General features: G+C 43.3%; 14 protein-coding genes. 10 read left to right on the forward strand and 4 right to left on the reverse strand.

What is annotated here, in order from left to right; all coding sequences use genetic code 11:
- Nucleotides 1-49 precede the first annotated feature (49 nt).
- From ald to ABN702_RS02980, 6 genes are all read left to right on the forward strand, one after another.
- The gene (gene ald / locus ABN702_RS02955; RefSeq protein WP_386642850.1) at nt 50-1,171 is read left to right on the forward strand and encodes an alanine dehydrogenase; all 1,122 of its coding nucleotides are present in this window, start codon (nt 50-52) and stop codon (nt 1,169-1,171) included.
- 238 nt (nt 1,172-1,409) lie between these two features.
- A protein-coding gene (locus ABN702_RS02960; protein ID WP_417899332.1) for an IS3 family transposase occupies nt 1,410-2,764 on the forward strand; the annotation gives its coding sequence in 2 pieces (ribosomal slippage) (nt 1,410-1,878 and nt 1,878-2,764; 1,356 coding nt in all).
- A 411-nt stretch (nt 2,765-3,175) separates the two neighbouring features.
- Complete coding sequence (locus tag ABN702_RS02965) at nt 3,176-3,496, forward strand: MGMT family protein (RefSeq protein ID WP_417899333.1); 321 nt, start codon at nt 3,176-3,178, stop codon at nt 3,494-3,496.
- Nucleotides 3,497-3,598: 102 nt separating this feature from the next.
- A complete protein-coding gene (locus ABN702_RS02970; protein WP_417899334.1) occupies nt 3,599-4,576 on the forward strand; it encodes a BMP family lipoprotein in 978 nt (325 codons plus the stop codon).
- Between the two features lie 448 nt (nt 4,577-5,024).
- The gene (locus ABN702_RS02975) at nt 5,025-6,236 is read left to right on the forward strand and encodes a methyl-accepting chemotaxis protein (RefSeq protein ID WP_417900804.1); all 1,212 of its coding nucleotides are present in this window, start codon (nt 5,025-5,027) and stop codon (nt 6,234-6,236) included.
- A gap of 385 nt (nt 6,237-6,621) precedes the next feature.
- Nucleotides 6,622-7,275, forward strand: a complete 654-nt coding sequence (locus ABN702_RS02980; protein ID WP_417899335.1) for a 2OG-Fe(II) oxygenase — start codon at nt 6,622-6,624, stop codon at nt 7,273-7,275.
- Between the two features lie 50 nt (nt 7,276-7,325).
- Here the strand turns inward: ABN702_RS02980 and ABN702_RS02985 are convergent, their stop codons facing one another.
- Nucleotides 7,326-8,429 carry a M24 family metallopeptidase gene (locus ABN702_RS02985; RefSeq protein WP_417899336.1) on the reverse strand — a complete coding sequence of 368 codons (1,104 nt, stop codon included), beginning with the start codon at nt 8,427-8,429 and terminating at the stop codon, nt 7,326-7,328.
- Between the two features lie 153 nt (nt 8,430-8,582).
- Here ABN702_RS02985 and ABN702_RS02990 point away from each other — a divergent pair, with 153 nt between their 5' ends.
- The 3 genes from ABN702_RS02990 to ABN702_RS03000 all read left to right on the forward strand — a co-directional run bounded on the left by ABN702_RS02990 (nt 8,583) and on the right by ABN702_RS03000 (nt 10,975).
- On the forward strand, nt 8,583-9,266 hold the full coding sequence (locus ABN702_RS02990) for a metal-dependent hydrolase (RefSeq protein ID WP_417899337.1): 684 nt from the start codon (nt 8,583-8,585) through the stop codon (nt 9,264-9,266).
- 89 nt (nt 9,267-9,355) lie between these two features.
- Nucleotides 9,356-9,595 carry a hypothetical protein gene (locus ABN702_RS02995; RefSeq protein ID WP_417899338.1) on the forward strand — a complete coding sequence of 80 codons (240 nt, stop codon included), beginning with the start codon at nt 9,356-9,358 and terminating at the stop codon, nt 9,593-9,595.
- 72 nt (nt 9,596-9,667) lie between these two features.
- Nucleotides 9,668-10,975, forward strand: coding sequence for a DRTGG domain-containing protein (locus ABN702_RS03000; protein WP_417899339.1), 1,308 nt, complete (start codon nt 9,668-9,670; stop codon nt 10,973-10,975).
- 58 nt (nt 10,976-11,033) lie between these two features.
- Here the strand turns inward: ABN702_RS03000 and ABN702_RS03005 are convergent, their stop codons facing one another.
- Nucleotides 11,034-11,366, reverse strand: coding sequence for a YtpI family protein (locus ABN702_RS03005; protein WP_386642823.1), 333 nt, complete (start codon nt 11,364-11,366; stop codon nt 11,034-11,036).
- Nucleotides 11,367-11,552: 186 nt separating this feature from the next.
- Here ABN702_RS03005 and ABN702_RS03010 point away from each other — a divergent pair, with 186 nt between their 5' ends.
- The gene (locus ABN702_RS03010) at nt 11,553-12,503 is read left to right on the forward strand and encodes a DHH family phosphoesterase (RefSeq protein ID WP_417899340.1); all 951 of its coding nucleotides are present in this window, start codon (nt 11,553-11,555) and stop codon (nt 12,501-12,503) included.
- A gap of 37 nt (nt 12,504-12,540) precedes the next feature.
- Here ABN702_RS03010 and ytrI read toward each other — a convergent pair whose 3' ends face one another.
- Together ytrI and ABN702_RS03020 are read right to left on the reverse strand one after the other, a co-directional pair.
- Nucleotides 12,541-13,041 carry a sporulation membrane protein YtrI gene (ytrI, locus tag ABN702_RS03015; protein ID WP_417899341.1) on the reverse strand — a complete coding sequence of 167 codons (501 nt, stop codon included), beginning with the start codon at nt 13,039-13,041 and terminating at the stop codon, nt 12,541-12,543.
- 1 nt (nt 13,042) lies between these two features.
- Nucleotides 13,043-13,378: a YtrH family sporulation protein gene (locus ABN702_RS03020; protein ID WP_417899342.1), complete on the reverse strand. Its 336-nt coding sequence runs from the start codon at nt 13,376-13,378 to the stop codon at nt 13,043-13,045.
- Nucleotides 13,379-13,392 lie beyond the last annotated feature (14 nt).

Raw genomic sequence — 13,392 nt, forward strand, 5'->3', positions numbered from 1 at the left:
TGTTATATTAATTACGTCTTTGTGATTATATGAAGGAGGTATTTGATCCATGCGTATTGGAGTGCCTAGAGAAATAAAGAATAATGAAAACCGTGTAGCCATGACTCCAGCAGGTGTTGTGAACCTTGTTGGATTTGGACACGAAGTATACATAGAAAAAGAAGCAGGTATGGGCTCGGGTTTTATGGACGAGCAGTACGTGCAGGCTGGAGCTAAAATAGTAGATACAGCTGAAGAAGCATGGTCCATGGATATGGTCATGAAAGTAAAGGAACCGCTTCCTTCCGAATATGGTTATTTCCGTGAAGGATTGATTCTTTTCACTTATCTACATCTAGCTCCCGAGCCTGAATTGACAAAAGCGCTTATCGACAACAAAGTGGTTGGGATTGCGTACGAAACGGTTCAGCTTCCGAACGGTTCCCTGCCGTTATTGACTCCAATGAGTGAGGTTGCAGGACGTATGGCAACGCAGATCGGGGCACAGTTCCTTGAGAAAATCAAAGGCGGTAAAGGAATCCTTCTTGGTGGTGTTCCAGGTGTTCGCCGTGGTAAAGTAACCATCATCGGTGGTGGTGTTGCCGGTACGAATGCTGCAAAAATGGCTATCGGTCTTGGTGCCGATGTCACAATCCTTGATTTGAACCCGGACCGTCTGCGTCAGTTGGATGACATCTTTGGAAAAGACATTCAGACTTTAATGAGTAACCCGTTGAACCTGGAAATAGCAGTGAAGGAATCCGATCTTGTTATCGGTGCCGTACTTATTCCAGGAGCTAAAGCACCAAAGCTTGTATCAGAAGAAATGATCCAATCCATGGGTGCCGGTTCTGTTGTAGTCGATATCGCTATCGACCAAGGCGGAATCTTTGAGACAACCGACCGCATTACAACGCATGATGATCCTACTTATGTGAAGCACGATGTTGTGCACTATGCAGTAGCGAACATGCCAGGAGCAGTTCCACGTACTTCGACTATTGCATTGACCAACGTAACAGTGCCGTATGCAGTGCAAATCGCCAACAAAGGCTACAAGCAGGCATGCTTGGACAACGAGGCGCTATTGAAAGGTATCAATACATTGAATGGTTTTGTAACCTATGCCGCTGTTGCCGATTCTCATGGTTTGGCTTACGAGAGTGCAAGCACATTATTATCAAAAGCTTGATATGGAAGACCGAACATGGTGGAGCCCCACTTGTTCGGTCTTATTTTATGGCTCTTTTCGTAAAGATTGTTGTTTTAAGTATAGGGCTGGGCTAAGGATAAGGTGTCAACATTAAACTCCCTGTTGGTCTCCGTTCCAGGCGGCAGCGATCGCGGGCGGCCTCGGGAGCCTCCTCGGCGCTTTGAGAAGTGCACCCCTTTTGTTGGACATACATCTAACAATAGGAGGTGTACTTCAGTTGAGTAAATTTACCCGAGAAGTAAAACATCAAGCCGTACAACGTTATATGAATAATTTAGTAAGTTATCGAGAGTTGGCTAAGGAGGTTGGAGTAGATCACTCCGTTCTCCGTTACTGGGTGATGTTGTTCAAACATCATGGTGACCAAGCATTCTCCTTTCCCTATACAAAATATTCTCCAGCCTTTAAACTGAGGGTAATTCAATTTATAAAGGAATCGAATTATTCCGTTCGAGAGGCATCGGCGATTTTCCATATCCCAGACCCTTGTATGGTTCGTAGGTGGAAAATTAAATGGGAGACATGTGGAGATGCCGCCTTTAATCCAAAAGAAAAGAGGCCATCTACTATGACTTCCAAAAACAATAAAACTAATGAAGAAAAAGCTACCAATCCATCTGTGGACGAGTTGAAAAAAGAATTAGAATACCTTCGTATGGAGAATGCGTATCTAAAAAAGCTGAGAGCCTTAGTTCAGGAAGAAAAGTCACCAAAGAAATCAAAGCGAAAGTAATATATGAACTAAGGCATGCATTTCCTGTTAATCAATTGGTGAAGGTAGCTAAGATGTCTAGAAGTACCTACTACTTCCTTGTTCAAACATGGGAACAAGCCGACCCTGATCGCAAGTGGAAAAGACGGATTCAATTCATTTACCGTAAACATAAAGGCCGTTTTGGATATCGTCGTATCACAGATGTTCTACAGGAAAAAGGCCACAAAATTAATAAAAAGAAAGTGTATCGTATTATGAGAGACCTAGGACTTCAATGCATCGTTCGGATAAAGAAGTATAAGTCCTATACAGGCGAAGTGGGAAAAGCTGCGCCAAATATCTTAAACCGCAATTTTAAGGCCGATAGACCGAATCAAAAATGGGTTACCGACGTCACAGAGTTTAAGTTGTTCGGGCAAAAATTATATCTTTCCCCAATACTGGACTTGTTTAACGGCGAAATTATTACGTATACACTTCAATCGAGACCGACGTTTGATCTAGTAGAAACGATGTTAACCCAAGGCTTAGAACGCATAAGTGAAGGTGATGATCTCTTACTTCATTCTGACCAGGGTTGGCATTACAGAATGCCTAAATACCAAAGGACTTTAAAGGAAAATAACATTACTCAGAGTATGTCTAGAAAAGGAAACTGTTATGACAACGCAGTAATGGAGAACTTCTTCGGAATCATGAAATCCGAATTATTGTACTTACAAGAATTTGATAGCATCGACCATTTTAAGGAGGAGCTCGAAGAGTACATCCATTACTACAACCACCTGAGAATTAAATCAAGATTAAAACGTAAAAGTCCAGTAGCTTATCGAGCTAGTTTTGAGCAAGCAGCTTAGAAAACAAGTGTCCAGTTTTAAGGGGTCAGTACATTTGCGCCTGTGGGGTCTCCCTTGACACGCTGCTCCCGCAGGAGTCTCACGCCTTGCACTCCAACCAACAGGGGTGAATAAAAAATAAAACTTACTCTCCTAAAATTTGGGTAATTTGAATTTGTCTCCTTTTTTCATTTCAGTAGAGCAAATAATGTTATAAAACTGAGTTGATTGTAGCGGAGGACACTTGACTCCTGCGGGAGAGTAGAGGGTATGGGAGACCCCACAGGCGAAGCCGAGGAGGCTCCCATCCGTCCCCGGGGAATCTTGTGTACGGAGCGGAAATCAACGGGCTACATTTGATGCTTACATTTTATCTATATAGCAACAATAAATGCGAAAAGAGCCTAATTTATATAGCAAGGATGAAAAAAAATGAACCTTTTTACGGAACGGGCTATTACGATTATGAAACAGATTCCTGCTGGTAAAGTGATGAGCTATGGGCAGATTGCCGCTTTGGCGGGAAGTCCGAGAGGCGCTCGCCAGATAGTCCGGATTCTTCACTCCATGAGCAGGAAATATGAGATCCCCTGGCATCGTGTCATCAATGCAAAGGGTGAGATTGGATTCAAGGATGAGCAACAGCTGTTTGAACAAAAAAGAAGATTGGAAATGGAGCAAATCATTGTGGATGAAAATAACAGAATCGATTTGGACAAATACCGCTACTTACCAGATGGACTGTTTTTCTAAAATAGTTAGAAAAGTTAAAATAGTGGATCATTATAAAAAATATTAACCTCCTTCATTTAGTGGCCGATATAAATTAGGTACACTAGTTGAAGGAGTTTTTTTATGAAAAACAACCGGTTTTTTATTTTTTTTATTACTATATTACTATTATTGGGAGGCTGCTCCCAGCAGGAGATTACTGTTGACATGAAGGATACGGTAAGTGTAGGAATCATGCTGTCAGATGTGGGATTAGGAGATCAGTCCTTCAGTGATGCAGCGTTTACGGGACTTGTCCGTTCCAGGGATGAATTGGGGATTGTTTTTTCCTATAAGGAGCTTTCGGAAACAGGCTCCTATGAAAAAGGACTTCGGGAATTGGTGGAAGAAGATCATGACCTGATTGTTGGTTTAGGGTTCATGGTACAGGAGGATCTGGAAAAGGTTGCCTCTGATTATCCAAAACAGAAATTTATATTGGTTGATTCGGTTTCAGAACTACCAAATATCACATCCATCACGTTCAAAGAAAATGAAGGAAGCTTTCTGGCAGGTGTTTTGGCTGCCCAAAATACCTCCTCCAAGAAATTGGGATTCGTAGGGGGAGCTGATGTACCGCTTATCCGTAAATTCCTTTCCGGATTCGAGCAAGGGGCGAAAGCGATCGACCCTAGTATCGAAGTGTTAACCCATTTTGCCAATGATTTCGGCAATAGTGAATTAGGGTCACAGCTTGCAAAAAAGTTAATGAATGAAAACGTGGACGTGCTCTATGCAGCTGCCGGCTTAACGGGTGTAGGTGTCCTAAAAGAAGCCCAAAACCAAGGTAAGCTTGCTATTGGAGTGGACAGCGATCAATTCTTTTTTGCTGAAAAGGCTGTTGTGTCCTCCATGATGAAGAATGTGGACATCGCATTATTCAATGTCATAGATGAGTATACAAAAAGCTCTGAGATACCGAAGGGCACCATTGAATTAGGCTTGGCGGAAGGTGGAGTAGGTCTTGCACCGATCAGGGTCATCCCGCACTCCACTATCGATCAGGAAGAGCTGGAGGAATGGAAAGAAAATATCATGGACGGAACGGTTACCGTAAAGTGAGGAGAATAAGATGACGATCAAAAGAAAACTAATACTCAATTCCACTGCGGTTCTTATCGTTGCGCTCATCATGGTCGCCACTATTATTTTTCAGATGATTTCCATGCAGACAAGTAACCGTGATGTTGTAGATGTTCTGGTGAATGTTCAAAAATTGGAATCAAGTACGCTGACATTGAAACAGAGCCTGAATAATGCATCGATTTTAAACAATGACGCGAGTAAGCATGAGGTCAAGGTAGCAAGGGATCACACACTTTCCTGGTTCAAGAAGCTGGAGGAAACGTTATTCGACAAAGAGAGCAGAGAATACTTGGAAAACGCTGCAATGAAGCTGGAATTGTTGAACAATTCGACTGTTTCGGCATTGAATGCCAATGACAACGCAGAGCTTAAACGCCAGTCTGTCCGTGTAGATGGTATTTCCAATGATATCTACATGCTCAATATGTATGTATCGGAATATTACGATCAAGTGCAGACTAATCTGGAAAAGCAGGTAAAGTCCATAGTCGTATCAGCTATTATCGGAGCTGTAATACTCATCGTCTTTTCCATCGCTTCTTCCTTAAGGGTGACATATGCCATTACCCGACCGTTGGATCGCATTGCCGAGCAGGCAAGGGAAATTGCTGACGGAAACCTTCAGGTGGAGCCGTTTATCTATAATAAAAAAGATGAGCTTGGTCAATTGAATCATTCCTTCCAGCAAATGACTGAACAGCTGCATCACTTGATAAAAGAAGTTCAAGTGGCAAGTGATCAGGTCAACAGCTTCGCTCAGCTTGTGGAAGCTGAAAATGCCACCTTGAGTGAAATTACAAAGCAGATTGCGGTCTCAACAGATGAGCTGTCTGCAGGAGCCCAGTCCATTTCGAGCGAGCTCCAGGACTCTGTGCATATGATTTCTGATATGGATGAGCATTTCTCTTCCAATGTTGTGATTACAAAAGAGAGCAAGGAGCTTGCCCAAAAGGCTAAGGCTGCGGTGAATACCGGCTTGGAGACGCTTCAGTCCCAAGAAAAAAATGTGGAGGAAACTCAGCTTGCGACCCAATCCATTGAACGGGCAACCAAACAGTTCCAATCCTACGCCGAGAAAATTGAAGATGTGGCGGCCTCTGTATCTTCCATTTCAGAGCACACCAACCTGTTGGCATTAAATGCTGCCATAGAGGCGGCAAGAGCAGGTGAAGCTGGAAAAGGCTTTGCAGTTGTAGCAACAGAGGTGAGAAAGCTTGCTGATGAATCCAAAAACCTGATGACAGAAGTGTTCTCGGTTATAGGGGAATTGAAATTGGGGCTTGAGGAAGTAGTGGTTTCCGTTGGGCATGGTGTGACGATGTCCCTAGAACAAAAAGAGACCATGACGCTCACTTCCAAGTCTTTTCATGTGATCCAGGAAAGCATGGATCGGATGGACGAGCAAATCTCCCACCTTGTCCAGGGAGTTTCCAAATCAAAGGAACTCGGCGAACACGTCCTCTCCAATGTCGATAATATCAGTGCAGTAGTAGAAGAGACAGCAGCAGGCAGCGAAGAAATCAGCGCCGCAACCACAGAACAAGTCCACGCATTCACCAACCTAAGTGAAAAAGTACTTGAACTGAAACAGCTAACAATTAGCTTACAGCAATCCATTTCGAGATTTAAAGTTTAATATAACCTGGAAGCGCTCCGTATGGGGTGCTTCTTTTTTGATTCCAAAAATAAAATGATAGATATTCCTCAAATCAAGGTGTAAAATTATTAAAAATAACTAATTTTCTAAGTATACTAGCATTTGATTGGAGCAATAGGCGAAGACTCCTCGAAAATGCGAGCATTTTCTTCGTGCGATGTAACGCTGCCGCAGCCTTCCTTGTCCTGCGGGAGATAGCGGTAGGCTGGAGACCCCACAGGGCGAAGCCCGAGGAGGCTCCAGCACCGCCCCGCGGAAAGCGCAGCCTAGTGCGGAAATCAACTGCGGTGTTTAAAGGAGCCAATTAATTTATCACTCTTAGTGTACAAAAAGTCAGAATATTAAAAACTATTTGAAGAGGTCGATGAAGTTGACACAAGATATAACTATTAAAGAACAAACCATTTTTCATCACACGGGAAATAAAATAATCACAGAAGATCGAGAAATCAACATAATTGCTAGATACGAAGAACCGTTAATAGTAGTCCTGGGCAATGTGTTAAGTGATAAAGAATGTGACGAACTGATTATACAGTCAAAAGATAGGATGCAGCGTTCGAAAATCGGTAATGCACGTGAAGTCGATGAACTCAGAACAAGCAGCAGTATGTTTTTTCAAGAAGGTGAGAATGACATTATTGCCAGAATTGAAAAAAGAACCTCACAGATTATGAACATTCCCGTTGAACATGGAGAAGGCCTTCAAGTTCTTAACTATAAAATTGGACAAGAGTATAAAGCTCATTTCGATTTTTTCTCATCAGCCAGTAGACCAGTAAACAATCCGAGGGTAAGCACCCTGGTCATGTACTTGAATGACGTGGAGGAGGGTGGAGAAACATATTTTCCTAAACTGAATTTTTCAGTGTCTCCCAAAAAGGGGATGGCGGTGTATTTCGAATATTTCTATGATAATCATCATTTGAACGAGCTGACCTTGCATGGCGGTTCTCCAATTATCAAAGGTGAAAAATGGGCAGCAACACAGTGGATGAGAAGGAAAAGATATAAATAAATATTAAAAATGGTCAGAGCTTAAACAAAAAACTCTGACCATTTTATCTATTATGCTTTGATAATCTGCAAGTCTTTCGGATAGCTTGTCAGGATCTCTATTCCGCTTTCTGTCACCAGGATGTCATCCTCGATTCTTACGCCACCAACTGACGGCTTGTAGATGCCAGGCTCGACCGTGAAGGCCATCCCTTTTTGGAGCTTCATTGTGTTTGTTGCATTCATGGACGGATATTCATGTACCTCGATGCCGAGACCATGACCGATGCGATGTGTGAAATACTCTCCATACCCTTTTTCAGTAATGATGGAGCGGGCAGTACGGTCAATCAGTCCAATCTCAACACCAGGCTTACAAATCTCAAGTGTCGAGGTTTGGGCTTTCAGAACTGTTTCGTAAATATCCTGCTGCTTTTCGCCTACATCCCCGAATGCGACCGTTCTGGTAATGTCTGAACAATAGCCATTCAGGACCACGCCGAGATCGAATAGTACAAGGTCGCCATGCTGGATAGTATCGAGTCCCGGTTTACCGTGTGGTGACGCTGTCTTTTCCCCGGCAAGTGCCATCGTGGAGAAGGACATCTGGCTGATTCCCTTTTTCTTTAACTCGTATTCAATAATGGCCACAAGCTCCTGCTCGGTACGGCCTTTTTTAATGTTATGTACGCCTACTTCCACTCCGAAGTCAGCAAGCTTTGCCGCCTCACGCAAAATGGAAACCTCATCCTCATCCTTGGTCAAACGAAGCTCATACATCTTCACTTCCGCAGAAGTAAATGCAGCTTGAGGGAAAATCTCCTGAAGCTTTTGGAAACGTGAAACCGTCATATGCTCCTGTTCAATCGCAAGTTTTTCGATTGTAACGTTACGCTTTTCTACATCTTCCTTCACTTTTTCCCATGGATCGTCCGTGTCGTCATAGCCAATGATTCCAAATGTCCATCCGCTTTTCTTCACCTGCTCCCTTTCCATATTCGGGCAGACGATTGCAGGCTCGTTGTCAGGAAAAACGAGAAGCCCCAATAAACGCTCATGGGGATCTGTGTAGAATCCTGTGAGGTAAAAAACGTTCGGTGTGGAAGTTAAAAAACATGCGGAAAGGTTTTCTTCTTTTACCCAATTTACGAGCTGTTCGAGTCGTTGTTCTTTCATTTCTATCACTCCTTCTAGATCATTCCACTTACAAAGTATGTGTGTTTTACATTTAGATTAGCAGGGAATCATACATCTGTAAAATTAAAAGGAGGATTTCTCCCTTTTGGAAGAGAAGCTATGATAGAAATCTATCGATAGGAGAGGATAGTTATGAAGGTTTCATTTCATGGTCACTCTGTTGTGAAAGTGGAAGCGAAGGGGAAAACGATTTTGTTTGATCCATTTATTACAGGGAACGGCAGTACAGATCTTAAGCTTGAGGATGTAAAAGTGGACGTGATCCTCCTCACACATGGACACAATGACCATGTAGGCGATACGGTAGATCTTGCTCTGAAAAATGATGCGCTGGTCATCGCGCCATTTGAGCTTGCAGAATACTTGGAATGGCAAGGTTTGAGAACACACGGAATGAGTATTGGCGGATCCCATACCTTTGATTTTGGTACGGTGAAGCTGACCCAGGCTTTTCACAGCTCAAGCTATACGGATTATGAATCAAAAACAATCGTCTATACTGGTATGCCAAGCGGGATTTTGCTGACGATAGAAGACAAAACGATTTATCACGCCGGCGATACGGGTCTATTCTCTGACATGAAAATGATTGGGGAACTGAACGAGATTGATCTGGCCTTCCTGCCGATCGGGGACAATTATACAATGGGACCTGAGGATGCATTGCAGGCTGCAAAATGGCTGGATGCCAAGCAGGTGGTTCCCATCCATTACAACACATTCCCTGTAATCGAACAGAATCCGGACGAATTTGTTGCAAGACTGCAGAAGCAGACTGGGCTTGTGATGAAGGCGGGGGACACAATAAAATTGTAACGTTAAGAGAAGCAGAATTCCCTGCTTCTTTTTTTTGACCTCCAGAATATATATAGAACAAGCTGTTAATAGAGTGGGAGGGACTGTAGATGAAAAATAGAATTCTGCTATGCTTGCTTTGCATCGGAGCGTTGTTATATGTGGCAGTGCCAAGGCTTCCGATGGGAGAAGATGGACTTGCAGGCTGGTTTGCGCTTGCATGGCTTGTGGTATGTTTGATGGCAGTCGGGGGTAATATTGCAGCACTTATGTATCTTCCGAAAAGAAAGCGCATCGTGAGCAAAGTGAAAATCGAGCAGGAAAAAAGGGTGCGTTTGCGCCAATATTAGTAAACTCATTGAATCCACCACCTTTCCACCGTATAATAAAGGGATAAATAATTAGTTGGACGGGTGAAGAGTGTGACAAAGCATGAACAAATTATCCATTTTATTGAAGAACTGCCAATCGGGGAGAAGATTTCTGTTCGTCAGATCGCGAAAGAGCTGACTGTGAGTGAAGGGACAGCATATCGGGCGATCAAGGATGCGGAAAACAAAGGCTACGTCAGTACCATTGAACGTGTAGGTACGATCCGCATCGAACGAAAAAAGAAAGAAAACATCGAAAAGCTGACATTTGCTGAGGTTGTCAATATCGTGGATGGACAAGTGTTGGGCGGAAAAGAAGGGTTACATAAAACCTTGAATAAATTTGTCATCGGCGCCATGAAGCTTGAAGCGATGATGCGTTATACGGAAGCGGGCAACCTATTGATTGTCGGTAACCGGACGAATGCCCATCAGCTTGCAATTGAAGCAGGTGCCGCTGTGCTTATCACAGGCGGATTTGATACAGATGAGCATGTAAAAAAGCTCGCGGACGAAATGAAGCTTCCGATCATTTCGAGTAGCTATGATACATTTACCGTGGCGACGCTGATCAACCGTGCCATCTATGACCAGCTCATCAAAAAAGAAATTGTATTGGTAGAGGACATATTGACTCCTATTGAAGCAACGACCTATCTCACGACAGAGGATACAATCAATGACTGGTATAAATATAATGAGGAAATCAAGCATAGCCGTTTTCCGATTATTGATAAGAACCTGAAAGTCCAGGGTGTCGTCACCTCCAAGGACGTACTCGGAAAAGATAATGGTCTTCTGATTGAAAAAGTGATGACGAAAAACCCGATTACCGTTAACGGAAAAACGTCAGTTGCTTCAGCAGCGCATATCATGGTGTGGGAAGGCATTGAGATGCTTCCGGTTGTCGATCCAAACCAACGCTTGCTTGGCATCATCAGCCGCCAGGATGTGCTGAAGGCGCTGCAGATGATCCAAAGGCAGCCACAGGTCGGGGAAACGCTGGACGATATCGTGACCAATCAATTCGTGGATGTAACAGAGACAAAGGGGGAGGAACACTACCAAAGCGAAGTGACTCCTCAGATGACGAACTCTGTTGGGACCATTTCCTATGGAGTATTTACAACAATCGTCACGGAAGCTGCAAAACGGGCAATCCGTAACCTGAAAAAGGGTGATATGGTTGTTGAGAATATCACCATTTACTTTATCAAGCCTGTCCAGATTGATAGCATGATTGAGATTAAACCGAAGATACTCGAGGTTGGGCGTAAGTTCGGAAAAGTGGACGTAGAAGTCTACCATGAAGGCTCCGTTGTCGGAAAAGCGATGATGATGGTGCAGTTGATGCAATAAAAAAAGAACCGGGTTCCCTGTATGTGGGAATCCGGTTCTTTTTTTATTGCATAATCTATCAATTCGTAACCGTCTTTTCTTTCATTTCCTGTTCTTTTACATATTCCGCTTCCTTGATTGCATATGGAAGGTAGAAACGGTATGACTTAAGTCCGGCCCAAAAGCTGGCTGCACCCACCAGGATAAGTACGACTCCGACCACAATCGCCACAGTCGATAATGGATTGATAATTGTATTCAACCCGAAAAATAAGACGAAGCTGCCCAGAGCCATACTGGATTTCGCGCTTAGCCATTTCTTTTCTGCAGGCAATTGGGTACGGAAGTATTTCACTTTATAGAACAAGTAGAAAATGAACGAGAAAATGATCAAAAATACAAAAATAGGCATGCGGAACACTCCTTATATGTGAACTAGTTTCATTTTAACAAAAGATTGCCATCTTATTGTAACGTGTTCGTGACAAAAATTCTACTATTGCTCCCAGTTGTGATTGTCGGAACCCTCAATATTACTTTGATATTAAGAGAAACTATGATTAAATGAAAGTAATGAAACAGATAAATGAGGGATAGTATGAAGCAGCAAATAATAGATGAAATCAAGGCCCATGACACCATAATTGTTCACCGCCATGTTCGCCCGGATCCTGATGCATATGGATCTCAATGTGGACTGGCTGAAATCATCAAAGAGTCTTATCCAGAGAAGATGGTGTACAGAGTAGGAAAAGCTGAGGAATCCCTGAATTTCCTTAGCAGATTGGATGAGATACCTGATTCCAGCTATGAAGGAGCACTCGTGATAGTCTGTGATACGGCCAATGCGGAACGAATCTGTGATGAGCGCTATAAGCTGGCAAGCAAGCTGATAAAAATCGACCATCATCCCAACGATGACAAATATGGAGACCTGGTTTGGGTTGATACGGAAGCAAGCTCTACAAGCGAGATGATCTATGAACTTTATCTTGCGGGGGAGCATCAGGGCTACCGAATGACAAAAGAAGCGGCAAGACTGATCTTTGCAGGGATTGTCGGGGATACAGGACGATTCCTTTTCAAAAGCACCAACACTAAAACCTTTCAGTATGCAGGCGAGCTATTAAGCTATGGTTTCTCCATGACTGACCTTTACAATGAGCTTTATAAAATGAAACTTCATGTTGCAAAGCTGAGTGGGTATGTGCTGGAAAACTTCACCCTGCATGATGAGGGGGTCGCTTCCATGAGAATCACAAAAGAGATTCTTCAGCGTTATAACGCATTGCCTTCCGAAGCGTCTCAATTGATTGGTATGCTTGGTAACCTAGAAGGAATTAAGGCCTGGGTTTTCTTTATTGAGGAAACGGATCAGATCAGAGTAAGACTCCGTTCCAAAGGTCCGATAGTAAACCAGGTGGCTAAGCGCTATAACGGCGGGGGGCATCCTCTGGCATCCGGAGCTTCGATCTACAAGTGGGATGAGGCGGAGAATGTGCTGAGTGATTTGATTGAAACGTGCAGAGCGCAATTGCAGGGAGAATAAAAGATAGAGGCTGACGTCATCCGACTCCAGCCTCCCATCACTCCACCTTCACGATCATAAGACCAATTTCAATGGTCGTATCAATATAAAGATCTTCCACATGAAAATAGTATTTCTTTTCATCCAGTTCGTAGCTTTTGTTTTCTATCGTTTTTTTCAAGAGCTCCTTATTGTCCTTGATACCTTTGACTTCCTTTGCGATGAGATGGTTCAAATCCTCTTTGATTCCTTCTATGATGGAAAACCGAGTCAGGGATCCCAGCATGTACTTGTCATGATTGATAATGACAATCTTGATATCCTGCACCTTCAGTTTATCTTTCTCCTCTTTCAGTTTTTCATTGTCTTCTATCAAAATATGATATCTGGCTTCAGACAGCTCCAATTGTTTTTTTGCTTTTATCAAGTCACCAACCTGCCGCTCCTGAATGGCTCCATACAAAATCAAGAACACTACCCAACCAATGACTGCACCAAGCACGACTCCTGAAAAGAATAGCTGCCAGCTTGGCTCTTTATGATAAGGAGGCACCCGCATCTCAAAGTTCTTCCTGTGTCAGCCAGCTGATGATCAAAGCACCTGTCTGAGCGCCACCGGTTGCGGAAATGATCAGGAGGAGCTGTTTGACAAGGAATTTTGTCTCCCCGTTAAACAGTCCTTTTTCCAGATTGTAAAAAGTATCAAATGTTCCACCGATGGCCGCCACAATGGCCCATATCTTCAAGCTGTTTGCAAGCCGAAAAATCCTTGTCAATGGTGCATCCCCCACTAAAAAGGCGGCAATACCACCTATGATGGCCCCACCAATAATGACACCAATCGCAATAAAGAAGCTGAATAGCATCGTTGCTACAAATGGATCCTTTACATCCATATCCATCATCCTTT

Source organism: Bacillus haimaensis (assembly GCF_048270625.1).
Lineage (GTDB): Bacteria > Bacillota > Bacilli > Bacillales > Bacillaceae_I > Sutcliffiella_A > Sutcliffiella_A haimaensis.